Here is a 26,819-nt window from a genome sequence, read left to right on the forward strand (position 1 = left end):
CCGCGCGATACTAACTAAAATGAACGCCAATTGCAAATTAATCGGCGTTTTTATGGGCTTTTTCAATGCGGGAGCTGAGTAAAGCAACAATGCGGTCGGCTAATTCGTTTGCTACGGCTTTTTCGCCACGAACCACAATGTGATCCACGATTTTGTCCTGGCGACGTGCTGTAGCATCAATTTGTACCGCATCCTGTTGTTCAGCGAACACAAGAGTGACTTGCCATTCAGCATTACTGTCCTCAACTCTGTGCCACTCGTGCCTGACATCCAACCGATTACTAATATCAAAGGCAAGGTTCTGCACAGACTGAGTTGCGTCATCCTCTACGTCAAAATGAAAAGCGACATAAGGCTTCTCTGAACGCAGCCAGGTTGGCGATTCCCAGTTAGGCGTCCAGCTGACAAACAATACTGCGACCATAGCCAGGGCAATGGCTATAGGCAAAAGGCGACGTTTAAGATCCATTGCGCTGTCTGACAACCTCAAATAAGCAAACACCACTGGCTACAGAAACATTTAAGCTACTGACACTACCGGATAAAGGAATGGAGACTAAATCATCACAGGTTTCGCGGGTAAGGCGTCTCATGCCTTTACCTTCGGCTCCCATAACCAAAGCGACAGGGCCTCTGTAATCGACATCATAAACAGATTGAGTCGCTTCGCCTGCAGTACCGTATACCCACACGCCCAACTCCTGTAAGTCACGAAGCGCCCGGGCTAAGTTGGTTACCACAATAAGAGGAACGTTCTCGGCAGCACCGGATGCCACCTTACGCACGGTTGGGGTAATTTGAGCCGATTTATCTTTTGGTACAATAACGCCCGTAACACCTGCTGCATCTGCCGTGCGTAGGCAGGCACCTAAATTATGCGGGTCGGTCACGCCATCGAGAATTAAGAACAACCCGGCCTGCTGGCTTTGTTCCAGCAATTTAGGCAAGTCATGCTCGGTTAAAGTAGGAGGCGACTGAACTGTCGCAACAACGCCCTGATGGTTACCGCCTTCCGCCCGTTTTTCCAGAGCTTGTTTAGGTACCCATTGAGGCCTGACGCCAGTCGCGTGGCATTGATTCACAATGTCACGCACCGAATCATCCTGACGCTCTTTAGAAACATAGAGTTCCACCAAACGATCCGGATGATTTTTTAGTATGGCCCGCACCGCGTGCAAGCCAAATACGGTCACTTTTTGACTCATGACTTACTACGTCCTTTATTGCTGCCGCGATTACCACTTTTCCGTTGGCCGCCTTTTCCGCGAGATTGTCCTTTTCTCTTACCTTTGCCTGAACCTTTAGCTGGCATATTGCGTTTCTGACCACCCGGACTCGTCGCTTCTAACAACGTTAAATCAATTTTTCGATCGTCCAAATTCACGTCTTTCACTTTAACTTTCACATTATCACCCAGACGGAAAACGCTGTTGCTGTTTTCTCCTACCAACATACCTTTCTGTTGATCGAAGTGATAATAGTCGTTATCAAGATTACTGATGTGAACCAGCCCATCGATTTGATAGTCACTCAAGCGCACGAACAAGCCAAAGTTAGTTACCGAGGAAATAATCCCTTCAAATTCCATACCGACGTGATCAAGCATAAACTCACATTTCAGCCATTCGTCAACCTGACGAGTGGCGTCATCTGCACGCCGCTCGGTCATTGAGGTATGCACGCCCAATTCGTCTAGTTGTTTCTCTGAGTACGCCCAGGCACCAACTAAACCTTTTTCTTCACCTTTTTTCTTACGCAAAATTGCTTTTATCGCGCGGTGCAAAATAAGGTCAGGATAACGACGAATGGGTGAAGTAAAGTGCGCGTAAGATTTTAACGCTAACCCGAAGTGGCCTTTATTCTCCGGCTGATAAACCGCCTGCTGCATGGAGCGCAACAACATGGTTTCAATCAGCTCATGATCCTGACGTTCTTTCACTTGCTCAAGTAAAGTTGCGTAGTCTTTTGGAGATGGTTCATCACCGCCTTCCAGGTTCAGACCCAACTCACCAAGAAAACTACGGAAGTTGTTCAATCGTTCATCGGCCGGGGTTTCATGCACGCGGAACAAAGCACCAACTTCTTTATCAGATTCAATAAGCTGAGCAGACGCCACATTTGCCATAATCATGCATTCTTCAATGATTTTATGAGCAACATGGCGCTTAACCGGTTCGATACTTTCTATTTTACGCTGCGCGTTGAAAATAAAGCGGGTTTCCTGCGTATCGAACTCAATAGCTGAGCGGCGCTTGCGCGCTGCACTTAATGCATTGTAAAGGCGCTCCAGTTCCTGCACATTGTCCATCACATGCTGGTACTGTTGTTGCAGCTCTTCATCACCATCAAGTAGCTTTTTAACTTTGTTATAAGTCAGCCGTGCATGGCTTTTCATTACTGCCGGATAAAACTCTGTGGACTTCAGTTTTCCGCGAGGCCCTAATTCCATTTCAGCAACCATGCACAAACGGTCGACATCAGGGTTTAACGAACACAAACCATTGGACAGCTTTTCCGGTAGCATTGGAATAACATTGCTGGGGAAATAAACTGAATTACCGCGTTCCGTTGCAGCTTTATCAAGAACGGTTTCCGGACGAACATAATAAGACACGTCAGCAATCGCTACCCAAAGGCGCCAGCCTTTCTCTTCCTGCACGCAACAAACGGCATCATCAAAGTCGCGGGAGTCTTCACCATCAATAGTAATAAGCGGCAGGTCACGTAAGTCTTTGCGGCCTTCATAAGCCTCGGCTGGAACTTCTTCGCTATACTTTTTCAGCTCCTCATCAACCTCAGCAGGCCATTCGGTAGGGATATCGTGCTCACGAATCGCTACCTGAATTTCCATACCCGGAGCCATATGTTCACCCAACACTTCGCTGACCCGACCAATTGGGCTGGTTCGGCGACTTGGCCGTCGGGTAATTTCAACGACCACAAGCTGTCCATGACGCGCGCCATTTTTATCCGCATCCGGAATAAGAATATCCTGGCTAATACGACCATCATCCGGTACTACTATGCCCAGACCATGTTCCATAAAGTAACGCCCGACAATATTACTGTCGCGGGGCTCTGTAACTCTAACGATACGCCCCTCGGTACGACCACGGCTATCTTTACCGCTGGTTTTAACTAGTACGCGATCACCATGCAAAACTGAATACATTTGATGATGCGGAATAAACAGGTCTTTACCGCCATCTTCAGTCTGACAAAATCCAAAACCGTCTTTATGACCAATGATACGACCTTTGATCAAATCCATACGCTCAGGCAGGCCATAAGCATTCGCTTTGCTGTATATAAGCTGTCCGTCGCGCTCCATAGCGCGCAAACGCCGTTTTAAACCAATTGCCTGGCGCTCATCATCTAAACCAAAGTGACGAATGAACTCATCAAACTGAACCGGCTTACTGTTTGAGGTTACAAGTTCAAGCAATTGCTCACGGCCCGGAATCTCAACTTCGTATTCCGGCGTATTGTTGTTCTGTTGATTATCTGACATAGAATCCTATTGTAGTTGCACGGTTAAGGAGGACCGATGGGCAACAGTATACGTGCTGAATTTCATAATGTCAGTGCTTCGCTTGTATTTTGAACAAAAGGTACCCATATATCACTTAATTGATAAAAATGAGTTGTCGAATCATCCTATATACTCTAGTTTGAGAACTGAAACATTTACTAAGATCAACAAAATGCAAAAATACGCAGTACATAAAGCTGAATTAAACTGGCTCCAAAAAGGATGCTATCAGCTATTGCTGTGCTTATTGCTTGTCGCATTTAGTACTTCCAGCTATGCGGCATCCGCCGGAAACTTTGAGAAACAACTAACAGATCAGCAAACGTCTGACTCCGTTCTCGTTGCCGACCTGTCGTCCTCCGTTTTTGAGATTCAGGCTGAAGAGCCGGAATTCGACAAAGCAATAGATGTTTCGTCAAGAGTTTTTCAAAGCCTTCTGACGCTTGCACCTCCCGCTCAGAGACAGAGTAAACCGAAACTAACTCAGTGGAATTGGCATCTCGTCCGGGGACCACCCGCTCACCTTTAAAAATTCTGTATTTTTCTAATTTTTAAAGGAGTTTGTCATGAGTGAGTTTAAAGAAATTCAATGGTCTTCTGCAGCCGATAAAATTGCAATACACCACAACTATGAGCATCAACCATTAATTAGCTGGCACGATAGCGCTATGCATGTTGTTGATGATTTCACGAAAATATCTCCTCTCGAAATAAAGGAGAGCACTCTGGTCAGCGACGCCGAGCAAAAACTTCGTGGTGCCAACCGTCGTTATGCCTGCATAAAAAATCAAAGTGATGAGATGACTGGTTTACTGGCGCTGCGTGAGCTTCACGGACGCAAAGCAACCCAGCTAAGTACCGTCAAGCAAATCGGCTGGCGGGAATTGGCAGTAAAAGAGTTGATGTTACCTCTGGTTGCATTACCACAGGTAAAACTTGAGGACTTAAAGAAAGCTAAAATCGGTGACGCGGCGGCGACTCTCAAAGCCAGTGGCCGCGACTTTCTTCTCGTGATTAACAACGGAGAAGTCTGTGGCGTAGTGTCATCGCTTAGAATAGCTGAATTAACAGGTGAATCAGTGAACGTTTACCACCTGCCCTCAACTTTTGCTGAAATTATTTCAGCGATAAATCATCATGAAGTCATTGACTGAAACCGGTTATATGTCAGGAGTGCATCTGCGCTTCTGGCATTTTCAGTACTAACTACGAAGGGAAAACTTGGTGGCGCTGGACGGACTTGAACCGTCACTCCCAGAAGGAACCTGATTTTGAATCAGGCGTGTCTACCAATTCCACCACAGCGCCATGCTTTATAAGGTGAAGTCGTTGCGTAACAAAGCAACGGGACGGAATTATACCCGTCAACTCTCTCTAATCAAGCAATAATTCACTAAAACACCTCATAACCCAACTAACTGCTGATTCCTTATACAATTGAGAGTACAACTGAGGGCACAACTGAGGCAGCTGTCAGCCTGCTTAGCTCATGATATGATTAAAGCACGATTGAGTTAAATGAGTTTCACATGAGTTCCGAAGCACAAAAATTACACGCCAGTTTCCCCAGTGCCAGTTTTCCCAGACGTTTTGTCTCCTGGGTTTATGACTTTTTAGTCGCGGTGGCTATTATTATGCTCGCCTCAGCTGTGGCTTTACTCTTTGCCGCACTACTGACCGCTTTTGACTGGTTAGTGCTGCCAGAAGGAATGGATCACGCCGCCTGGCTGGTTCAGGGACCATGGTATAGCTTGTATCTTATTTCCATTGTTTCACTGTTTTTTGGCTGGTTCTGGAAGCGTTCGGGTCAAACCTTAGGTATGCGCGCGTGGCGTCTAAAGCTTCAAAACCGTGATGGTTCACGGCTGACTAATCGCCAGGTTTTTATCAGACTGCTGACCTGTTGTGCTGGCCTTGGCAACCTCTGGGTTCTGGTAGATTTTAAAAACAAACGTGCCTGGCAGGATTATGCTGCCGGCACCGAAGTTGTCACGCTTTCAAAAGAAGCAAACCAGCTGTTCTACTGGAATGAGCTTTAGCCTTTACCTTTAGAGGTACGGCCAATTGTCAGGCCGTACGCCCCCGCATAAAATAAATAGCAATGCCGGCAAACAGAATGCTGGGCAGCAATGCTCCAAGAATAGCCGGAATTTGATACACCTGCGCCAGCGGTCCAAAAATTTCATTGCTGACGTAAAATCCAAAACCAGTAATAACCCCCAACAGCACGCGGGCTCCCATGGTTGTGGAGCGAAGCGGACCAAAAATAAAAGACAAGGCCACCAACAGCATAACCGCTACCGTTATCGGTGCGAAAAGTTTTCGCCATAACGCCAGTTCGTAGCGCTCCGCAGATTGCTGATTACTCTCCAGGTAAGTTAAGTAGTCCAGCAACCCCGTAATAGAAAGCGATTCAGGCTTTATGGTCACCACTCCGAGTTTATCGGGCGTTAAGCTCGACTGCCAAACCATACTTGGCTTTTCATCACGTAACATGCGGCTATCATCAAGCTGCGTTACAGTCACTTGCTGCATACGCCATTTTTCACCGCTAAAATTCGCCGTTCGGGCGTAAGTTACTTTTTGCAATTCACGATTATCATTAAAGTCGTAAATCAATACGTCGTTAAGTCGTCCGGTATCCTCTACTTCGCCAATATTGATAAAGTCTGAACCATCTTTTGCCCACACTCCTTGCTGAGCAGATATTAAGCTACCGCCAGAAATAGCCTGCGAACGTATGGCTCTGCCCTGAGCTTCCATAGGCGGCGCTATCCACTCCCCAATAGCCATCACCGCCACCATCATAATAATGGCTGACTTCATTACCGCGCCAATAATGTTTAAACGCGATCGGCCGGCAGCCATCATAACCACTAACTCGGAGTTACTGGCCAGCATACCCACGCCAATAAGCCCGCCGAGTAATGCCGCCATAGGAAAGAAAGTTTCAACATCGCGCGGCAGGCTGTAAAACACAAAGAGTGCCGCATCCATAACATTGTAGTCGCCGCGACCCACCGCTTTAAGCTGCTCGACAAAGCGGATTAACGAGGAAAGCCCGGTTAATACGGCCAGACTTAGAAGCGATGTCCGTAATACGGAAAGCCCAATGTACTTATCTAGAATACTAAACATCAGTGCCCCCGCGCAGCGCCAAAGCGCAAGTTTGCCAGTAATCTCAATCCGAGCGGACGTCCCTTACCTATTAAAGCCAGCCCAAAAATCAGCAAAATGAAGTGTATCCACCACAAGCCAATAATAGGCGGAATAACGCCGTCCCGGATAGCCGACTTAGCTGCCATCAACAATAAAAAGTATCCCAGATAAATAAGCAGAGCTGGCGCCATTCTTCCGAACTTGCCCTGACGCGGGTTTACCCGGCTTAGTGGCACAGCAATAAGTGTCAGTAGTGGCATTGCCAGTGGGATAGCAATACGCCACTGCAATTCTGCAACCGCGGCCGATTCTTTCCGCGATAACAGTTCAACAGTTGGGTAAGCCTCAAGTTTTCGTAACTGCTCACTTGCCTGCTGCTCTTTAATTTGCAATTGATAACTGTCGAACGACATCATCTGATAGCTGTCATCGTCGCCGGCATAACGTTTACCCTGGCCCAGTTCCAGCCATTGCGAGCCCGTTGTTTCACTAATCACTTTGCCGGTTTTAGCCATCACCACACTACCGGACTGTAACTCGCCCTGATTGTGCGTGTGCTGTGCAACAAAAACTTCCTCCAAATCACCATCATCGCCAACACTTTGTACAAAAATAACCGCCTTCTGGTTGCTGGCTTGCTGGAATCGCCCGGGCATAAGCGCTGTTAACCCGCTTTCCGAGCGAGCCTTATCTTCTAACTTTTGTTCCTGATCAAGCGACCAGGGCACCAGCCATAAAGTAAAAGACGCAGTTATTAACGCCAGAATCAGCGATAGCACCAAAGTCACCCGGGTGACGTACCACTCACTGACTCCACAGGCATGCAAAACGGTCATTTCGTTGTCGGCGTAAATACGTCCGTGAGCCAGTAAAATCCCTAAAAACAGGCTAAGAGGCAAAATCAGTGACAATAACGCCGGCAGGTTCAACGACAACAGTTGAAAAATAATAGCGCCCGGGATATCCCCTTCTGACGCATCCGATAACACACGGACAAATTTCTGACTGACAAAAATCGTCATCAGGATAAAAAGTACAGCAAGCTGCGACTTCAAGGTTTCACTGATCAAATATCGGAATATGCGCACTGGCGTTCACTCATAACTTAGGTTTTTACTGGAATAGCTGTGATTTTTAAGTAAACTTGTTATTTTAACAACAAAGTGTCTTTATAGCGAAACTATAGCAGGCATTGAAGCCACCTGAAACAGGAGCACTGTCATGGAGTTCAGCGTCAAAAGTGGTAATCCGGAAAAACAACGCTCTGCTTGTATCGTTGTTGGCGTGTTTGAACCTCGTCGTCTGTCTGGCGTTGCCGAACAATTAGACAAAGTCAGTGATGGTTATTTAAGCAACCTATTACGCCGCGGAGACCTCGAAGGTAAATCCGGCCAGGTTTTGCTGTTACATCATGTCCCGAATATTCTTGCCGAACGAGTTTTACTGGTCGGCTGTGGTAAAGAACGCGAACTCGATGAGCGTCAGTACCGCCAGATTATCGCTCGTACTATGAACACTTTGAACGAAACAGGTTCAATGGAAGCGGTGTGCTTTCTTAGTGAACTGCACGTTAAAGGTCGCGATACCTACTGGAAAGTTCGCCAGGCGGTGGAGTCTGCACGGGCAACATTGTACAACTTTAATGAGCTCAAAAGTAAAAAAGAAGAGCCTCGCCGCCCGTTACGCAAATTGGTTTTTAACGTTCCAAGCCGTAAAGAACTGGCTTTGGGCGAACAAGCTGTGCAGCATGCATTAGCGGTAGCAACCGGAATGGATATTTGCCGCAACGTAGCAAATATGCCGCCTAACATTTGCACGCCTCGTTATCTGGCCGATCAAGCCAAATTAATGGCTGATAATTACGACAATTTAACGGTTACCACGGTTGAAGAAGCCGAAATGGAAAAGCTGGGTATGAATGCATACTTAGCGGTAGGCCGGGGTTCCGAGCATGAGTCAGTACTCACATTAATGCATTATAAAGGCGCAGCCGATGATCAAGCTCCCATTGTGTTGGTTGGTAAAGGTCTGACATTTGATTCTGGCGGTATTTCGATTAAGCCGTCTGCCAATATGGATGAAATGAAATACGATATGGGCGGCGCAGCTGGCGTTTTAGGTGCAATGCAGGCTCTGGCCGAACTGCAGCTGCCTATTAACGTTATTGGTGCGGTCGCCGGTTGTGAAAACATGCCAGATGGCAAAGCCTACCGTCCCGGTGATATTTTGACCACCATGAGCGGCCAAACCGTTGAAGTACTCAATACTGATGCAGAAGGCCGACTGGTACTGTGCGATACCCTCACTTATATTGAGCGGTTTGAACCTGAATCGGTGATTGACTTAGCGACTCTCACAGGCGCCTGCGTTATTGCTTTAGGCAGTCATGCTTCTGCGGTGCTCAGCCAGCACAACCCGCTAGCACACGAAATTCTGAACGCGGCTCAGCAAAGTGGTGATAAAGCCTGGCGTATGCCGCTTTGGGACGAGTATCAGTCGATGCTGGACAGTCCTTTCGCGGATATGGCGAATATTGGCGGTCGTGAAGCCGGCACTATTACTGCTGCCTGTTTCCTCTCACGTTACACTAAAAAGTACAACTGGGCGCACATGGATATCGCAGGTACGGCCTGGCAAGGTGGTAAAGACAAAGGCTCAACAGGCCGCCCGGTTCCGCTGTTAACTCAGTTCTTAATTAACCGATGCAACACCGAGGCAGCTGAATAAAATGTCGTCAGCCACCTTTTTCTTAATGCCGGACGAAGCCGAAGATGAGCAAAACCGGCTTATCTGCGATAAGATAGCGCAACTGTACCGAAAGCATAAAAAATTGCGGGTCTGGGCGCGTAATCAGCAGCAGGCTGAAGCTCTGGACGAACTCTTGTGGCAACAACCAAGTGATGCTTTTATTCCGCATAACTTACACGGCGAAGGCCCGGCCACTGGTGCTCCGGTAGAGTTTTGCTGGCCTGAGGCAGATGCAGTAAAAAACCGTCCGGGTTATGCACTGTTTAACCTAGCGGAAGAGATTCCGGTACAAGCCCAGCAGAGCCAACAGCTCTATGACATTGTTCCAGCCGATGACAATGGCAAAAAAACAGCTCGCGAGCGTTACAAACATTACAGGGCGCGCGGTTGCCAAATGCAAACCGAGCCCCTGACATCCGAACAGAAGTAAGGTCATTATGGATAAAACATACTCCCCTGCAGCGATAGAACAAGATCTCTACCAACAATGGGAAGACAAAGGCTATTTCAAGCCTTCAGGTAAAGGCGACTCCTACTCAATTATGATTCCGCCGCCCAACGTTACCGGCAGTCTGCATATGGGTCACGCCTTCCAACACACAATTATGGATACGCTTACCCGTTACCAGCGCATGGACGGCCTTAATACCCTTTGGCAAGTAGGTTCTGACCACGCGGGTATCGCCACGCAAATGGTTGTTGAGCGCCAGTTAGCAGCTCAGGGACAAACCCGTCAGGAGCTTGGTCGCGACGCGTTTATCGATAAGATCTGGGAATGGAAAGAGCAGTCAGGCGGCACTATTACTCAGCAAATGCGTCGCCTGGGCGACTCAGTAGACTGGGATCGTGAACGCTTCACCATGGATGAAGGTCTTTCTGACGCAGTCCGTGAGGTCTTTGTTAAACTGCATGAAGACAACCTGATTTACCGTGGTAAGCGTCTGGTTAACTGGGATCCTGCACTGCAGACCGCCATTTCTGACTTAGAAGTGGAGAACAAAGAACAACAAGGTTCTATCTGGTATTTACGCTATCCGCTCGCCGATGGTGAGAAAACCGAAGACGGTAAAGACCATTTAGTAGTCGCAACAACCCGCCCGGAAACCATGCTAGGCGATGTTTGTGTTGCTGTGCATCCCGACGACGAGCGCTTCGCACATTTAGTCGGTAAATTCCTTGAGTTACCTATTGTTAACCGCCGCATTCCGATAGTTGCCGACCATCACGTTGACAGCGAATTCGGTACCGGTTGCGTAAAGGTAACCCCGGCGCATGATTTTAATGACTATGAGATTGGCAAGCGTCATCAGACCGGCATGATTTCAATTTTTGATGACACGGCTCATGTTATGGCAAAAGCCGGCCTTTACACCAGTACAGGTGAAGCACTTGAAGAGCTGAACGGATTTAACGGCGTACTTCCTGAACAGTACGCAGGTAAGGAGCGCTTCGAAGCTCGTAAACAGCTTGTTGCCGAGTTTGACGAGCTTGGTTTACTGGAAAAAATTGAGAAGCACACCAACAAAATACCATACGGTGACCGCGGCGGCGTTCCTATTGAGCCCCATTTGACCGACCAATGGTATGTCCGCGTTGAACCTATGGCGAAACAGGCAACCGAAGCGGTTGAAGACGGTCGCATAGAGTTTGTGCCGAAACAGTACGAAAACATGTATTTCAGCTGGATGCGCGACATTCAGGACTGGTGTATTTCGCGCCAGTTATGGTGGGGACACCGTATTCCGGCATGGTACGACGAACAAGGCAATGTGTATGTTGGTCGCACCGAAGAAGAAGTGCGCGAGAAGCACAATTTAGCCGATACGCCGTTACAGCAGGACGAAGATGTACTGGATACCTGGTTCTCTTCTGCATTGTGGACCTTCTCTACTCTTGGTTGGCCCAAAAATACCGAGGACTTAAAAACCTTCCATCCGACCGATGTGCTGGTGACCGGTTTTGACATTATTTTCTTCTGGGTTGCTCGCATGATCATGATGACCATGCACTTCATAAAAGATGAGGATGGCCAGCCGCAAGTTCCGTTTAAGAAAGTCTATGTGACCGGCCTTATTCGCGACGAAGAAGGTCAGAAAATGTCTAAGTCTAAAGGTAATGTATTAGACCCGCTGGACATGATTGACGGCATTAGTGCTGACGAGCTGGTCGCTAAACGTACCGCGAACTTAATGCAGCCTAAAATGCGCGAGAAAATTGAAAAACGCACCCGCAAGGAATTCCCAGAAGGTATCACCGCTCACGGAACCGATGCACTGCGTTTTACATTAACTGCGCTTGCCTCAACAGGTCGCGATATCAACTGGGACATGAAGCGCCTGGAGGGTTACCGTAACTTCTGCAACAAGCTGTGGAACGCCAGCCGTTATGTTCTGATGAGCACCGAAGAACATGACTGTGGGCTTGAAAACGACGACATGACCCTGTCACTGGCTGATGAGTGGATTATTGCCCGCTTTAATAGCACAGTAAAAGACTTCCGTCAGGCTTTGGATACCTACCGTTTTGATCAGGCTGCTGCTATTGCATACGAGTTTACCTGGAATCAGTTCTGTGACTGGTATCTGGAGCTCACTAAGCCGGTGCTGCAAAATGGTACTGAAGTACAACAACGCGGTACCCGCCACACACTAGTGAATGTTTTAGAGCAGTTACTGCGTTTACTACACCCGGTTATGCCTTACATTACTGAAACCATCTGGCAACGCGTTAAACCGCTGGTTGGTAATACGGGTGATACCATTATGCTGCAGCCGTTCCCTCGGGTTGAGGACAACGTCAGCCATCAGGCAATGCAGGACATGGAGTGGCTTAAGCGCGTTATTTTGGCCATTCGTAATATTCGTGGCGAAATGGACTTATCACCGAATAAGCCGCTACCACTGTTACTCTCAAATGCCGATGCAATGGCAAAAGGTCGTATTCAAAACAATGAAAGCTTCCTCAGTAGCCTGGCAAAACTGGAGTCTATCGAGTTTATTGAAAGCGACGATGATGCTCCAGCCAGTATGACCGCGCTGGTTGATACGTTGAAGCTGCACATTCCAATGGCTGGTTTAATTGATAAAGAAGCTGAGCTGCAACGTCTGCAAAAGTCTATTGAGAAAGCGGACAAAGAGTGGCAGCGTCTGAATGGCAAGTTAAGCAATGATAATTTTGTCAGTAAAGCACCTGAAGCTGTCATTGCCAAAGAACGTGAAAAACTGGCTGAAGCTGAAACAACGCTGAAACAGTTACAGGAGCAGCAGAACAAAATTAAAGATCTCTAATTTTGTACTACGCCATTGCTGAACAGAAAGCCCGGGGCATTTCATTCGACTCGGGCTTTTTTTCTAAAGTCATCTATTCTAATAAGACCCTCGTAATTATTAAGTCGTAAAAATAAGGGAGAGAATTATGACGATATTTGAAGAGTTAAGAGCGGATCACGATAAGCAACGCCAACTGCTAGAGCTTTTATTAGATACGGAAGGCGATGTACCAGAACGTAAGAAGCACTATCAGCAACTAAAAGTTCAACTGGAACAACATGCTGCAGCCGAAGAGCGTTATTTCTACAGTCCTCTTATAGACGACGATACGACTATCGGGATGTCGCGCCATGGTATAGCTGAGCACCATGAAATTGACGAACTAGTTGAAACCCTGGAACAAACAGAAATGTCATCCCCAGCCTGGTTACAACATCTTAAAAACTTAAAACATAAGGTATTGCATCACCTGGAAGATGAAGAGCAGGGATTTTTTCAACAGGCAGGAAAAGTACTTAACGAAACAGAAAAAGCGTCACTAGCTAATGATTATCGCAAAATGATGGAAGAAAAAGGTGTGTAAATAATTTTGCAAAATAATGGAGGGGATCACTCCTCTCCATCATCTAAGTCTTCATCGTCAAGTTCTTCGTCTTCAATCAGCGTGCCCCAGCCGTCATATTCAACTTCGCATTCGTCAGCTATAGCGGCTATTTCACGCACCTGACGGTTTAAAATATCGTTATCAAGCTCAGCGTCTGTTACCGCCATAAACGCAAACCAACGCTTGCCTCGTTCGTCTTCAAACTCGTCGGCATCGTCCACATGATATCCCTGCTTAACCAGTTCAACAGCGGCTTTTTCCAGTTTGGTGAAGTCTTGGCTGGCTAAGTGATGCTCAATTTCATACAAGAGTTCTGTTTCTGCACCATCAGCAATCAAAGCCTGTACAGTTTCTTCACTCTGCGTAAGTAGATCATTAAGATCTCGACTCATGTTTTTTCCCTTTTAGCCTGTTCTTGCTCAATACTCGCGTTTAACTGCTTAATTTTATCATCCATTTTTTGATGACAGTGAGCACTCAATTCACGTAGATTCTCTCGCTGATAATTAGCAATTCTTACCGGTTCAAGAAACGCCACTTTTAACACACCATTATTCCAGCGGTTCATCTTTACCTTACCATGCAATTCAGACACGCAGACCGGTACTACATCGACCTGGGCACGGAAAGCTGTATGAAAAGCCCCGTTTTTAAATGGCAACAAACCACGCCCGTAACTGCGGGTGCCTTCCGGAAACATCCACACCGAAATATCCCGCCGCTTTATCGCATCGGCCGTCTGTCCGATTGTGCCATGAGCTTTACCTGCATTTTTTCTGTCTATCAGGATATTCCCTGACAACCAATAGAGCCAGCCGAAAAACGGTATCCAACGTAAGCTTTTCTTACCTACGGTAACGGTATTTTTCGGCAGCATTGCCGCTATAGTAAAAATTTCCCAGCTATTCTGGTGGTTACAAACAAAAACATAAGGTCCGCCTTTTTCTATATCCGGATGTCGGCTGACCTCAATTCGCATACCCAAAACCCGTATTGCCCAACCAAAGATATGGGCAAAACGATAAGTATTGTTGCGGTGAAACGGCCGGACAATGCAAAACAAGCAGCCCACGACACCAAACACCACAACAAAAACGCCAAGAAACAACCATCGCAACAAGGCTAACATCCAAACTCCTCAATTAATCCTTGTTTTCCTCAACCACTATTTCGTCGACACGTTGCAACCCGCGCGGCAGTTTATTACCCCGGCGACCACGTTCTCCGTAATAATGTTCTAAATCAGCTGGCTTCAGAGTCAGTTTGCGTTTACCTGCAATCAGAGTAATGGCAGCATCCGGCGCGGCGGTAGCTAAAGCAACCACATACTCCTCGCGGGACTGCGCTCTTAAGGCCGGAATACTGATTAACTTATTCCCTTTTCCTTTGCTCAATTGTGGTAAATCTGCAACCGGGAAGACCAACATTCGACCTTCATTGGAGATAACAATGACTTTGTCGTGTTGCAGGTCATTCACGTTATTCGGCGGCAGGATCTTAGCCCCGGTAGGCAATGTAATAATAGCTTTACCATTTTTATTGCGGCTGACTAAGTCACTAAACTGACAAACAAATCCATAGCCTGCATCAGATGCCAGCAGCAAATGGCTTTCATCTTTTGCCATTAAAACATGCTCGACATTCTCACCAGCAACCAGGCTGAAACGTCCGGTCAGAGGTTCCCCCTGACTTCTCGCTGATGGCAACAGATGAGCTTCACAGGAGAAGCTTTTTCCCGAAGTATCCAGGAACACCACCGGCTGATTACTCTTACCCTCAGCCGACGCCAGATAACTATCACCGGATTTATAACTGAGCTTATCACCCTCGATATCATGGCCTTTGGCTGTACGTACCCAGCCTTTCTTCGAAAGCACGACAGTGACCGCTTCGGCAGGTGTTAAGTCTCGTTCGCTTAGAGCTTTTGCTTCAGAGCGTTCAACAATAGGTGAACGACGTTCATCACCATAATTCTCAGCGTCCGCCAGCAATTCTTTCTTAATTAAAGTTTTCAGGCGACGATCAGAACCCAATAGGGTCTCAAGCTTTTCTCGTTCTTTATTCAATTCATCTTGTTCGCCAGTCAGCTTCATTTCTTCCAATTTAGCTAAGTGCCGTAACTTCAATTCAAGAATCGCTTCAGCTTGCTTATCGGTAAGCGCAAAGCGACTCATCAGTTCTTCTTTCGGCTTGTCTTCTGTTCGAATAATTTCAATAACTTCATCAATATTCAGATAAGCAATGAGTAAGCCTTCCAGAATGTGCAAACGCGCCAGAACTTTGTCTAAACGGTGCTGCAGACGGCGAGTCACTGTGGTCTGACGGAATTCCAGCCACTCTTTCAAAATGCCTACTAAAGGCTTCACTTTTGGCCGGCCATCTAAGCCGAGAATGTTCAGATTAACCCGATACTGCTTCTCTAAATCAGTGGTAGCAAACAGATGGTTCATTAACTGTTCGGTATCGACCCGATTTGAACGCGGAACCACAACCAACCGGGTCGGGTTCTCGTGGTCAGACTCATCCCGCAGGTCAGATACCAGAGGAAGTTTTTTCGCCTGCATCTGATGAGCTATTTGTTCTAAAACTCTTGCCCCGGAAGCCTGATGTGGCAGTGCCGTAATAACAATTTCGCCGTCTTCAACACTGTAACAAGCTCGCATTTTAATGCTGCCACGACCGGTTTCATACAGTTTGACGATGTCTTCCGACGGCGTAATGATTTCTGCATCTGTCGGATAATCCGGACCCTTCAACACTTCCATTATGTCTTCAAGCTGGCTACCGGGCTTTTCCAGTAACATCGCACAAGCATTTGCCACTTCTCGTGCATTGTGCGGAGGAATATCCGTTGCCATACCAACGGCAATGCCGGTAACGCCATTCAACAAAATATGGGGTAACCGAGCTGGCAGAACCTGTGGTTCTTTCATAGTGCCGTCGAAGTTAGGTATCCAGTCAACCGTGCCCTGCCCCAGCTCGCTTAGCAAAACCTCGCTAAACTTGGATAACCGCGCTTCGGTATAGCGCATAGCCGCGAACGATTTAGGGTCATCCGGAGAGCCCCAGTTACCCTGACCATCCACCAGAGGGTGACGATAGGTAAAAGGCTGCGCCATGAGCACCATAGCTTCATAACAGGCACTATCGCCATGCGGATGAAACTTACCCAACACGTCACCCACAGTACGAGCCGATTTTTTATATTTCGCTAATGCTGACAGACCCAACTCTGACATCGCGTAAACAATGCGTCGCTGTACCGGTTTCAGGCCATCACCAATGTTTGGCAGCGCCCTGTCCATGATCACGTACATGGAGTAATTAAGGTAGGCCTCTTCGGTAAAGCGACTCAGTGGGCGGGTTTCTGTAACTTCCGTCGTCATTCTGACTTCTCCTTGCTCACAAGTGCTTACAGTTCAGCCAAATCGGCCATGTTACCTTTGCTTTCCAGCCAGGTACGGCGGTCACCAGCGCGTTTTTTCGCTAACAGCATATCCATTAACTCTTCCATTACTTCGCCGTCATCAATAGTCAACTGGACTAACCGACGGGTATTAGGATCCATGGTTGTTTCTCGTAGTGTCAGCGGGTTCATCTCGCCCAGACCTTTGAAACGCTGCACATTGACTTTGCCTTTGCGTTTCTCTGCTTCAATCCGATCCAGAATTCCCTGCTTTTCTGCTTCATCTAACGCATAAAACACTTCTTTGCCCACGTCGACACGATACAACGGCGGCATCGCTACAAAAATATGGCCATGCTCGACCAAAGGTCTGAAATGTTTTACGAACAATGCACACAATAGGGTGGCAATGTGCAGACCGTCGGAATCGGCGTCAGCAAGAATACAAATTTTTCCATACCGCAACTTGTCTAAATCAACACTGTTTGGATCGACACCCACGGCAACAGAAATATCATGAATCTCCTGTGACGCTAAAATTTGTTCGGGGTCAACTTCCCAGGTGTTGAGGATTTTTCCCCGCAGCGGCATTACCGCCTGAAATTCCCGGTCGCGGGCTTGCTTAGCGGAGCCTCCTGCGGAGTCCCCTTCCACTAGAAACAATTCACTACGACCAGGTTCCTGGCTAGAGCAGTCGGTGAGCTTGCCCGGCAATGCGGGGCCTTGGGTCACTTTTTTACGGACAACTTTTTTACTGGCTTTTAAGCGTCGCTGCGCGTTACTAATACAAACATCAGCTAAAAGTTCGGCTTGATCGGTATGCTCATTTAGCCACAGGCTAAAAGCGTCTTTTACCACACCGGAAACAAAACTGGCCGACTGACGGGATGACAAGCGTTCTTTAGTCTGTCCGGCAAATTGCGGATCCTGCATTTTTGTCGACAGAATATAACTGCAACGTTCCCAGACATCTTCTGGTGTTAATTTAACCCCTCTGGGCAGTAAATTACGAAACTCACAAAACTCGCGCATAGCTTCCAGCAAGCCCTGGCGTAGTCCATTAACGTGTGTACCGCCGAGCGTAGTAGGAATAAGGTTAACGTAACTTTCTGAGACTCCTTCCCCACCTTCCGGTAGCCAGGTAACAGCCCAGTCAACGCCTTCTGTCTGAGAGCTAAAACTTCCGTCAAACGGCATTTCCGGCAACGTCGGTACATCTTTTACCGCTTCCACCAAATAATCCGTTAAACCATCCTGATAAAACCAAGTATCTTCGGTATCATCAATTTTATTGCGAAAGGTTATTTTCAGCCCAGGGCAAAGTACCGCTTTCGCGCGCAGAATATGCTTAAGCTTGGTAACAGAGAATTTTGCAGAATCAAAATATTTAGGGTCGGGCCAAAAATGAACCCGGGTGCCGGTGTTTCTCTTGCCTACAGTGCCGGTAACTTCCAGCTCACTGACCTTATCACCGTTTTCATAGGCCATTTCATAAACTTGTCCGTCACGCTTTATACTTAATTCAACTCGCTTAGAAAGCGCATTAACAACCGAAATACCGACGCCATGCAAACCTCCGGAGAATTGGTAGTTTTTATTTGAAAATTTACCGCCGGCGTGCAGTTTGCTCATAATCAGTTCAACGCCGGGAACCCCCTCTTCCGGGTGGATGTCGACAGGCATTCCCCGTCCATCATCTGTCGTTTCGAGAGATTGATCGGGATGCAAAACAACAAGTAATGATTTGGCGTGCCCCGCCAGAGCTTCATCGACACTGTTATCTATAACTTCCTGACCCAAGTGATTAGGTCGAGAGGTGTCAGTGTACATACCGGGGCGGCGCTGAACCGGTTCCAGTCCGTTCAGCACCTCAATGGAGTCGGATTTATAGTCTGTCATGAGTCCCTGTTTTTATTATTGGCTCGATCCGCGAAAAGTGTGCCTCAATTTACCGCTAACTGACGTCTATTTGAAGTAGTAAGGCATAAATTTCTGAACGGCTTCACTGAGCTTTGGTTGAATATGACCTTGCTTTCGACACAAGGTTAACCAGTCAGCCAAAAACTGGTTAACCTGATGCTTTTCGTCTCGGTGCCGCATTTCGCGGTTAGGTTGTTGATAACGTGCCGCTAATCGGGTAACACCCTGACTGGATATGATCTCAGCCATACGCACATCATGGTATAATCTTACCGTCATTTTCGCCTGCAAGTAATCCGCCCAGTTTGGCTTCAATTGCTCAATTTCTATATCTGAGGTGTATCGCGATTCACTAACGTTGCGTAAATTGAAAGCCAAATTTTCGCCCGCGTAGAGCGTTACCTCAGCTTCAGTTTCAAGCTGAGACAGCAGCGGTAAAAGGCCTGCGTAATTTAGTTCAGTTAGTCGGTGCAGTTCCGCAACGTCGACAACATAGCGCTGTTGCATAATAAAACCTCAGTTTTGCTCCTGGTCAGAGAACATCTTATCACGGTGTAATAGCAACCATTGTAACCCAATAACACTTGCCGCGTTGTTGATTTCTTCACGTTCGAGCATGCTAATAACCTCTGTTCTGGGTAAAACATGAACCCGTATATCTTCGTCTTCTTCAGCTAACCCGCCAAAACTGGCAGCCGATTGACTGTCGACTTCAGCAATATAAATAGTCAGTTTCTCGTCAGTACCACCCGGGCTTGAATAATAGCTGGTAGCGTAGATTAGCCGCTTAGCTTTTAACCCCGCTTCTTCCTCTAATTCACGCGTGGCCACTTCCTCTGCACTCTCATCGGCGTCAAACATACCGGCAACAAACTCAAACAACCATGGTCCATTTCTGTCGTCAAGTGCACCCACCCTGAACTGCTCCAAAACAACCAGTTCATCCCTGATTGGATCATAAGGAATAACCACAACAGCGTGTCCACGTTCCATTAATTCCCGATTTATTTCCGGACTCCAGTCACCAGAAAACAGGCGATGTTGTAAAGAATACCGATAAACCGATAAAAAACCTTGATAAAGAGGTACCTTTTCCTTTACTTTCACATCATCCCGGTGAAAACGAATTGTCATACTTAGTGTCCTTTTTTACATAGACGGATAAGACAAACATTCTGTTACACTTGAGCGAATTCTGAAACCATGTTTTTCTTAAACTATCTGCGCAAATCATTTACACTGGTAATCATTCAACACTGTATGTAAACTATGCGCAATCATTGAACAATTGCACGTTAAGTAACAGGAAACTGACTACCATGAAAAAGCATATTTTGTCGGCAGCCGTCGGTCTGGCACTGACCACAGTATCTTTTACGTCAAACGCTGAAGATTTGGCTCAAATTTATCGTTTAGCCGTTGATAACGACCCGACCCTATTAAGTGCCGCAGCGGAGCGAAACGCCGCACAAAAAGGCATTGATATTGCCAAGTCAGGATTCCTGCCACAAATTACAGGTGATGCAGGTTACACTGACTCGACCAGCGAATCACCTCAGGTTTTTGAATCCGGCATTCAGGTTTTTGACACTGATAGCAATGGTTGGAGTGCAGGTGTAAATCTTAATCAAAGCCTTTTTGACTGGAGTGTCTGGAAAAATGCAGATATCGCAGAAAAGCAAGCGTATCGGGCAGAAGTTGCTTACAGTAACGCTCAGCAAGATTTAATGATCCGCGTTGTTAATGCTTATTTTCAGGCATTGCAGGCACGCGACGATTTATCCTTCGCTAAAGCTGAGAAAAAAGCCATTGAACGCCAACTTGAACAGACGAAACAGCGTTTTTCGGTAGGTTTAACAGCTATTACCGATGTCCACGAAGCACAAGCTCAGTATGATAGTGCTGTCGCCAGTGAAATTCAGGCCAAGAATGCAGTCAAAATTGCTTTGGAAGACATTCGTGAAATTACTGGTCGCTATCCACAAGATCTAGCCGCCCTAAACACAGAAACATTTTCTCCGAGCGATCCATCTCCTGACAATATCGAGATATGGGTAAAAAAAGCTGAAAATGCTAACTTGAGTTTACTGGAGAGTCAGGTACAGGTAGAAATTGCAGAGCAACAAATAAAACTGCAGCAAAGTGGACACTACCCTACTGTATCTTTAGAAGCACGCTATTCAACAAGTGATAATGAGCGCACAATTACCGGCGATAATGGACAAGAGCAGACAACGAATTTGCCCCGACTCGACAGCCGTTCGATTGGCCTGAATGTCAGTGTTCCTATTTTCTCCGGGTTCCGCACGTCATCTGAAATTGCGCAAGCGCGGGATAACTACGTTGTCAGCAGTCAACAAATGGTGCAGACCCGCCGTAATGTAGAGCGTCAAGTTCGTAACTCTTTTTATGAAGTCTCTGCATCAATTGCCAGTATTAAAGCATTTCAACAGTCAGTTGTTTCTGCCGAAAGTGCTTTAAAAGCGACAGAAGCAGGGTTTGAAGTAGGTACTCGTACTATTGTTGACGTGCTGGACAGTACCCGTAACCTTTACAACGCGAAACGTAACTTGTCAGAAGCGCGCTATGGCTACATCCGCCAAGTGCTGACTCTGGAAAAAGCCGCTGGACAACTGCAGGAACAAGACCTGATGGCGATTAACAGCAGTCTTTCTGAAAACGTACAAGGCACTGCCGCAGACTAGTTGCGCAGACCGTGGCACCGCCTGACTATTGGCGGTGCCTCATTTTAGAATTTTTATGTTACTATCCGCGGCAAATAGCGAATAATAAGCGACATCAGCTGTGATCGAACCTCCCAAATTTAAATTCTACTTTTTACATCCTAAGTTTTGGCTTACCTGGCTCGGTGTTTTCATCCTGTATAGCGTGTCATGGTTACCTTATCGGCTGCAGCTTGCCATGGGTCGCGGGTTGGGCTTGTTGTTTAAAAAACTCATGCCGCGCCGGGTGAATATTGCCCGTACCAATTTAAAACTTTGCTTCCCGGAATACAGCAATGAGAAAATAGAGGCATTGCTAACCGAAAATATGAAAAATACCGGAATAGCATACTTCGAAGTTGGTATGGCCTGGTGGTGGCCGAACTGGCGGATTAAACGTAAATTGCATGTTCATGGTGAAGAACATTTACGTAAAGCGCAGGAAGATGGCAGTGGTGTTCTGCTACTGTTGTTTCACTTCCTTAGCCTTGAAGTTCATGCCCGCTTACATGGCTTTGTGGAGCCGGCTGTAGGTCTTTATCGCCCACATAATAATGCCGTCATGGAGTTCTTACAAACCCGCGGCAGGGGGCGTTCAAACAAATATATGATCCAGCGTCGCGATGTTAAAGCCATGATGAGATCGCTTACCGAAGGTGATATCGCCGGCTACCTTCCAGATCAGGATTATGGCCGTCGTCGCGTCGAGTTTGTTAAGTTCTTTGAAGTACCGGATGCTTCAACAACCTTGGGTACTATGCTGTTTGCCCGCAACCCGAACTGTAAAGTCATGGTAAGCCGTTGCGTCAGACGTGAGGATGGAAGCGGTTACGATCTCTTTTACGAACCACCTCTTGAAAATTTCCCCACGGGCGACAAGAAAGCGGATGCCGAACGCGTTAATGGTTTGGTGGAAGACGCCATTCTAAAAGCTCCGGCACAGTATCTTTGGGTTCACCGCCGGTTTAAAACCCGTCCCGACCCTGACATGCCAAGCTACTATAAGTCATCTTCCAATAAATGATTCCAGCAATTGAGTACAGCCTGACGTTCGCTGTCCAGGTTGTGCTCCTCCAGTAGCTGTTCCCCCTGTAACGCCAGCGAATGGCTTTCACAGCGAAAAATTTGAAATGCACTAATTAAATTTTGAGCATCCACTTCTGTTAGTAAATGTAACTGTTGCGCTTCAGTAAGAAGCCTGACGTTATCACTGTATTTGCATAGCTCTGGATATTTATGCGCATAACGCAAAACCAGATACTGAGTAATAAATTCAATATCAGCGATACCGCCCGGGTCTTGCTTTAAGTCGAACTTCCGACTGTTTCTTTGCGTCAGATGCTCACGCATTTTCTCACGCATACTCACAATATTCTGACGCAGTTCATGTTCATCTCGTTGTTGAGACAGAACACTCCGGCGTATATCCATAACCGTATCCCTTAAAGCCGGCACGCCGAATACAGGCCGCGCGCGCACCAGAGCCTGTAACTCCCAAGTCCAGGCGTCATCGCGCAAATAACGGGCAAATGAATTCACCTGCGTCACCAACAAACCGGCCTGTCCTGACGGCCGCAAGCGTAAATCCACGTCATATAAAATGCCCGCAACAGTACGGGTCGTGAATAAATGCAGGATCCGTTGCGCCAGCCGTAAGTAAAACTGCTGAACTTCAATCGGTCGTTGACCGTCTGTTTGCCCCTGATAGTTGGCATCCGTTACAAAAACTAGATCAAGGTCGGAACCATAACCCAGTTCCTGCCCACCTAACTTGCCATAACCCAGCACCGCAAAGCCCGTATTGTCGAGACAAGTTCCCGCCGGTTTACCGTGTTTTTGAGTCAGATGTTGCCAGGCCAGACCGACCACTTCAGAAATAATGGCTTCTGCAAGCGCACTTAAATGATCACTAACGTTCATCAGTTCTAAAACGCCATTAATATCAGCTGCGGCAATTTTCAGTTGTAGTGCCTGCTTAGCCTGACGCAACGCATCCATCTGCGTTTCCAGATCTTGTTCAGGAATACGCACCAGATACTCGCGCAGCACTGCCGCATAGTCCTTTGACTCAGGCAGGCTGTAAAGCTGCTGCGGGTCAATCAGTTCATCCAGAAGTATAGGGTGCAAAGCCAGCTGTTCAGAGATCCACGGACTGGCCATACATAATTTACAAAGCTGCTCGCGGGCACCGGGGTTTTCCGCCAGCAATTCAATATACGCCGTTCGGCTCATAACCGCTTTAATAATAGAAAGCAGTCTTTCCAGCAAGCGTTCCGGGTGCTGATGCTGAATAGCATGTCGGAGCATTATCGGCATTAACCTTGCTAATGCTGAACGCCCTCTAGGGCCCGAACTGCGACGGCGACTCTCCTGGCGAAAGTTTTTAATCAGAGTCCATAATGCCAGGGGTTCATCAACGCTCTCGCTTTCTATAATTTCTATAGCTGCATCATCATCCAGCATGTCCTGCCATAAAACCTGCAACCCTTGTTCATCCTCGTCATCTTCAGACTCCGCGCCAACTACCTGTTGGAACTCGGCATGAATGCGCTCCATGCACTCGTCAATTTTTCTTTGCAAGGTTTCCCACTCAGGTACATTCAGCATTGTGCATAATCGCATGCGACCAGTTTCATCTGTGGGTAATTGCTGAGTTTGCTGGTCATCAATTTGTTGCAGCCGGTGCTCGATAACCCGCAAATATTCGTAATCTTTTAGTAGCTGTCCGGCACGCTCGGGATCTATCAAGTCCAGTTCCACCAAGCCGTTCATAGCAGTGTAAACTGAACGTGTCTGCAGCGACTTTTCCTGCCCCCCACGGATAAGCTGATGCGCCTGTACAATAAACTCAACTTCGCGAATCCCGCCGGCACCCAGCTTAATGTTATTTTTAACACCCTGTCGGCGGGTTTCCTGGGTAATTAAAAGCTTCATTTTACGCAGCGCTTCAATGGCGCCAAAGTCAATATAACGACGGTAAACAAAAGGTCGTATCAACTGCTGAAACGCTTGCTCATATTGTTCATCAGCCCCTATCATACGAGCTTTAACCATGGCATAACGCTCCCAGTCACGCCCCTGCTCCTGATAGTAATGTTCCAGAGCATTCAAACTGGTTACCAGCGGGCCCGACTGCCCAAAAGGTCTTAACCGCATATCGACCCGGAACACTTGCCCGTCCGCAGTCGTCTCGTCAAGTAACCCAATAAGTGACTGCGCCAGCCGCTTGTAAAAAACCCCGTGCTCCAGATTACGTCCGGGCCCCTGCGTTTCTCCTTGTTCAGGAAAAGCAAAAATAAGGTCAATATCGGACGAGAAATTCAGCTCCTTTCCACCCAGCTTTCCCATGCCAATGACCAACATCGGCATTAGCTGATCATTAGCATCAAGCGGTTTACCGTGGCGTTGAACAAAGCGTTCAAACAACCACTCAAGACTTTTATTGATTGCCGCATCAGCAAAGGTGCTGTAATGGTGTAAAGACTCTTTTAATGACACTTGTTGCAGGATGTCGGCTGCTGCCAGCTTCACCATCCAGCAATGCCGTAGCCTGCGAAGGCACTTTTTTGCCTCATCTTCGTTCGTTATTTGACTCAACGACTCAGCTATACGGTCACCATAACTGTCAGCATCAATCAAACGAACTGTGCTTCCACTGCCGTCAAAAAAATCGGCTACAAGATGCTCAGGGTAACTTTCTGCAACTCTTCCAATGAACGGGCTGACAGCGAATAATGCCCGTAATATTTGCTCCTGTTCAGCTGTGAGTGTAATGCTTTCTGCAACCTCTTTATAACGTTCCCAGGCTGTTTCAGTTTCGCTCATCAATTTATTGTCGGGAGTCAGCATAACCACCTTAGTTCAACCAGTACGGTTCACGTTTCAACGCGGCTTTGCGAGAATATTCAAGAGCTTTTAACAGAGACTCTCGCTGTACTTTTTGCCAGTCCATCAGTTTTTCATCCATTTCGTCGTCGCGGTCCCGAATACGCTCATGTAAAATATGCAATGCGGTAATTTCACGAATACCCCGGGCTAAATCCTGCCACGGCAAGCGGAAGCTTTCTCTCAAATCCGCATCAAACAAATGTCCGAAACAAGTCCCCATCAAAAGGCTATTTTGCAAAGGTGTCAACAGCTTAAGATACCCTTCTTCACTGAGCTTTTCATGCTCAGAAAATGCCGTTTGCACCAGTTGCCAGTCGCTTTTCAAAAGTTGACTGCTCCAGGGCAAAACCGGCTGTTCCAGCTCCTCTGTCATTTCTTCTTTCAACAGAAACTCTGACAACCCCAGTACGGTTTTCTGGTATGCGGCAGAGTGTACCAGTTCAGCAACTTCATTCAGGCGGATAACATCCTCCTGACTGTTGACCAAAGACTCATACAATTTACTGTACCGCTTCAGCGCACGATGATAAGCACCATCTTCAGCCGTTAGCTCATCCAAGCCTTCGAAGCGCTTCAGCCACTGCAGTTTAGCGGTTATTTGCGATATGCCGGTCAGCAACCTCCGTTCACCAACACCGTTCTCAATTAGCTGCTCTAACACAACTCGCACCATTTGCATGCCGTCCGCCATTCCCTGCACCGCCCGGACACTGGGTTGGAAGTCCAGACAAGCTTCATTATGCTGCCAATGACGTAACCCTGACTCCAACGACCGATAAAGCGCCTGGCCAACATTTTGCTCAGAGTGGATTGGTACGTAGTGCATTTGAGTAAAAGGCTCCAGCAAGCTTTTTCCGGCCAGCAGATAGCCTCTTGCAGCTTTACTTAAAGAGCCTACCCGCGCACCGGCTTTTTTCACCAGCTCCTGTGCCAGTCGATAAGCCTCGGTTAAAGAGCCCCCCTGTAACTCCAGTTCAATTTCCGCTATTGGCTCGCGCTGCTCACCCGACTCTATGTGTCCCTCATCAAACACCATTTCAATAATACCTTCGCCACTGGGAAGCCGCCAACGGGTACGGGTAAAATCGGTAACAAACAAGGTGTTCAAATCGCGCTGAATATCATAAACCGGAAAGTCCTCCGGCCATATTTCGTTATCAAAAAGGGTTAAGTCTGGTTTGTCGCTATCAATGTCAATATTATACTCAGGCCTTTGGTGCATGCCGCCCATAACCCGACCAGCCAGTTTCACCGTCTGCTCTTTATGATCTTTATCGCTACGTATCCGTAATCCAATATCGAACTGACGTAAACGTAAATCGGACGTGTCAAAGTAAGCATTTTTGAGTTCAAACTGCTCTTTGCGGGGTTTTGCCTGATGAGAATCCGCCAACGACTGGCAGACTTCGAGCGCTTTTTCTCGCTGTTCTGGAGCAATTAATAATTTGAGCTCAACTTCTTGTGACATAAATCGATTCCGATGCGTTTAATAAGTTAGATTAAAGGTACTGGCTTGGCGGCTAACGGTCAACAAACACGGGCATTTAGTTCACTTGACAGCAAGGGTGAA

The 26,819-nt window shown here is 47.2% G+C and carries 22 protein-coding genes and 1 tRNA gene; 9 read left to right on the forward strand and 14 right to left on the reverse strand.

Annotation, left to right across the window (positions count from 1 at the left end; translation table 11 throughout):
* Positions 1 to 37 precede the first annotated feature (37 nt).
* The 3 genes from NJR55_RS05865 to rnr are packed head-to-tail and all read right to left on the reverse strand — an operon-like array spanning position 38 to position 3,511.
* Positions 38 to 469, reverse strand: coding sequence for a signaling protein (locus NJR55_RS05865; RefSeq protein WP_253618637.1), 432 nt, complete (start codon positions 467 to 469; stop codon positions 38 to 40).
* Positions 459 to 1,205 (reverse strand): 23S rRNA (guanosine(2251)-2'-O)-methyltransferase RlmB, encoded by a 747-nt coding sequence (gene rlmB / locus NJR55_RS05870; RefSeq protein WP_034822520.1) that lies wholly within the window; start codon positions 1,203 to 1,205, stop codon positions 459 to 461. The genes NJR55_RS05865 and rlmB overlap by 11 nt, the downstream gene beginning before the upstream one ends.
* Positions 1,202 to 3,511 (reverse strand): ribonuclease R, encoded by a 2,310-nt coding sequence (gene rnr, locus NJR55_RS05875; protein ID WP_253618639.1) that lies wholly within the window; start codon positions 3,509 to 3,511, stop codon positions 1,202 to 1,204. Before rnr ends, rlmB begins: the two co-directional genes overlap by 4 nt.
* Positions 3,512 to 3,704: 193 nt before the next feature.
* Here rnr and NJR55_RS05880 point away from each other — a divergent pair, with 193 nt between their 5' ends.
* Together NJR55_RS05880 and NJR55_RS05885 are read left to right on the forward strand one after the other, a co-directional pair.
* Positions 3,705 to 4,061 carry a hypothetical protein gene (locus NJR55_RS05880; RefSeq protein ID WP_253618641.1) on the forward strand — a complete coding sequence of 119 codons (357 nt, stop codon included), beginning with the start codon at positions 3,705 to 3,707 and terminating at the stop codon, positions 4,059 to 4,061.
* Between the two features lie 37 nt (positions 4,062 to 4,098).
* Entirely contained in the window at positions 4,099 to 4,686 is a 588-nt protein-coding gene (locus NJR55_RS05885; RefSeq protein ID WP_253618643.1) for a CBS domain-containing protein, read from the forward strand.
* Positions 4,687 to 4,754: 68 nt separating this feature from the next.
* On the opposite strand, the gene NJR55_RS05890 is transcribed toward NJR55_RS05885, so the two are convergent.
* Positions 4,755 to 4,840, reverse strand: a tRNA-Leu gene (locus tag NJR55_RS05890).
* A gap of 221 nt (positions 4,841 to 5,061) precedes the next feature.
* On the opposite strand from NJR55_RS05890, the gene NJR55_RS05895 reads away from it, so the two are divergent.
* Entirely contained in the window at positions 5,062 to 5,571 is a 510-nt protein-coding gene (locus NJR55_RS05895) for an RDD family protein (RefSeq protein WP_253618645.1), read from the forward strand.
* 28 nt (positions 5,572 to 5,599) lie between these two features.
* On the opposite strand, the gene lptG is transcribed toward NJR55_RS05895, so the two are convergent.
* Both lptG and lptF read right to left on the reverse strand, forming a co-directional pair.
* Positions 5,600 to 6,670: an LPS export ABC transporter permease LptG gene (gene lptG / locus NJR55_RS05900; RefSeq protein WP_253618647.1), complete on the reverse strand. Its 1,071-nt coding sequence runs from the start codon at positions 6,668 to 6,670 to the stop codon at positions 5,600 to 5,602.
* Complete coding sequence (gene lptF, locus NJR55_RS05905; protein ID WP_253618649.1) at positions 6,670 to 7,779, reverse strand: LPS export ABC transporter permease LptF; 1,110 nt, start codon at positions 7,777 to 7,779, stop codon at positions 6,670 to 6,672. Before lptF ends, lptG begins: the two co-directional genes overlap by 1 nt.
* Before the next feature lie 133 nt (positions 7,780 to 7,912).
* Between lptF and pepA the strand changes: the two genes are divergently transcribed.
* From pepA to NJR55_RS05925, 4 genes are all read left to right on the forward strand, one after another.
* Positions 7,913 to 9,418: a leucyl aminopeptidase gene (gene pepA, locus NJR55_RS05910; RefSeq protein WP_253618651.1), complete on the forward strand. Its 1,506-nt coding sequence runs from the start codon at positions 7,913 to 7,915 to the stop codon at positions 9,416 to 9,418.
* Position 9,419: 1 nt separating this feature from the next.
* Entirely contained in the window at positions 9,420 to 9,869 is a 450-nt protein-coding gene (locus NJR55_RS05915; protein ID WP_011235177.1) for a DNA polymerase III subunit chi, read from the forward strand.
* 7 nt (positions 9,870 to 9,876) lie between these two features.
* Positions 9,877 to 12,726, forward strand: coding sequence for a valine--tRNA ligase (locus NJR55_RS05920; protein ID WP_253618659.1), 2,850 nt, complete (start codon positions 9,877 to 9,879; stop codon positions 12,724 to 12,726).
* Positions 12,727 to 12,853: 127 nt separating this feature from the next.
* Positions 12,854 to 13,291, forward strand: a complete 438-nt coding sequence (locus NJR55_RS05925; RefSeq protein ID WP_253618661.1) for a hemerythrin domain-containing protein — start codon at positions 12,854 to 12,856, stop codon at positions 13,289 to 13,291.
* Positions 13,292 to 13,317: 26 nt separating this feature from the next.
* Here the strand turns inward: NJR55_RS05925 and rraB are convergent, their stop codons facing one another.
* The 6 genes from rraB to NJR55_RS05955 all read right to left on the reverse strand — a co-directional run bounded on the left by rraB (position 13,318) and on the right by NJR55_RS05955 (position 19,772).
* On the reverse strand, positions 13,318 to 13,704 hold the full coding sequence (gene rraB, locus NJR55_RS05930; RefSeq protein ID WP_011235179.1) for a ribonuclease E inhibitor RraB: 387 nt from the start codon (positions 13,702 to 13,704) through the stop codon (positions 13,318 to 13,320).
* Complete coding sequence (locus NJR55_RS05935; RefSeq protein ID WP_253618663.1) at positions 13,701 to 14,441, reverse strand: 1-acylglycerol-3-phosphate O-acyltransferase; 741 nt, start codon at positions 14,439 to 14,441, stop codon at positions 13,701 to 13,703. Before NJR55_RS05935 ends, rraB begins: the two co-directional genes overlap by 4 nt.
* 13 nt (positions 14,442 to 14,454) lie before the next feature.
* Positions 14,455 to 16,698 carry a DNA topoisomerase IV subunit A gene (gene parC, locus NJR55_RS05940; protein WP_253618665.1) on the reverse strand — a complete coding sequence of 748 codons (2,244 nt, stop codon included), beginning with the start codon at positions 16,696 to 16,698 and terminating at the stop codon, positions 14,455 to 14,457.
* Between the two features lie 26 nt (positions 16,699 to 16,724).
* Positions 16,725 to 18,617 carry a DNA topoisomerase IV subunit B gene (parE, locus tag NJR55_RS05945; protein ID WP_253618667.1) on the reverse strand — a complete coding sequence of 631 codons (1,893 nt, stop codon included), beginning with the start codon at positions 18,615 to 18,617 and terminating at the stop codon, positions 16,725 to 16,727.
* 66 nt (positions 18,618 to 18,683) lie between these two features.
* On the reverse strand, positions 18,684 to 19,145 hold the full coding sequence (locus NJR55_RS05950; RefSeq protein ID WP_253618669.1) for a DUF1249 domain-containing protein: 462 nt from the start codon (positions 19,143 to 19,145) through the stop codon (positions 18,684 to 18,686).
* 9 nt (positions 19,146 to 19,154) lie between these two features.
* The gene (locus NJR55_RS05955; RefSeq protein WP_253618671.1) at positions 19,155 to 19,772 is read right to left on the reverse strand and encodes an NUDIX domain-containing protein; all 618 of its coding nucleotides are present in this window, start codon (positions 19,770 to 19,772) and stop codon (positions 19,155 to 19,157) included.
* A gap of 185 nt (positions 19,773 to 19,957) precedes the next feature.
* On the opposite strand from NJR55_RS05955, the gene tolC reads away from it, so the two are divergent.
* On the forward strand, positions 19,958 to 21,343 hold the full coding sequence (gene tolC / locus NJR55_RS05960) for an outer membrane channel protein TolC (protein WP_253618674.1): 1,386 nt from the start codon (positions 19,958 to 19,960) through the stop codon (positions 21,341 to 21,343).
* Positions 21,344 to 21,443: 100 nt separating this feature from the next.
* Entirely contained in the window at positions 21,444 to 22,385 is a 942-nt protein-coding gene (gene lpxL, locus NJR55_RS05965; RefSeq protein ID WP_253618675.1) for an LpxL/LpxP family Kdo(2)-lipid IV(A) lauroyl/palmitoleoyl acyltransferase, read from the forward strand.
* Here the strand turns inward: lpxL and glnE are convergent.
* Together glnE and NJR55_RS05975 are read right to left on the reverse strand one after the other, a co-directional pair.
* Positions 22,361 to 25,210, reverse strand: a complete 2,850-nt coding sequence (gene glnE / locus NJR55_RS05970) for a bifunctional [glutamate--ammonia ligase]-adenylyl-L-tyrosine phosphorylase/[glutamate--ammonia-ligase] adenylyltransferase (protein ID WP_253618676.1) — start codon at positions 25,208 to 25,210, stop codon at positions 22,361 to 22,363. The genes lpxL and glnE overlap by 25 nt on opposite strands.
* 7 nt (positions 25,211 to 25,217) lie before the next feature.
* A complete protein-coding gene (locus tag NJR55_RS05975; protein ID WP_253618677.1) occupies positions 25,218 to 26,717 on the reverse strand; it encodes a CYTH domain-containing protein in 1,500 nt (499 codons plus the stop codon).
* Positions 26,718 to 26,819: the final 102 nt, after the last annotated feature.

The organism is Idiomarina rhizosphaerae (assembly GCF_024159085.1).
In the GTDB taxonomy this organism is placed as follows: Bacteria; Pseudomonadota; Gammaproteobacteria; order Enterobacterales; family Alteromonadaceae; genus Idiomarina; species Idiomarina rhizosphaerae.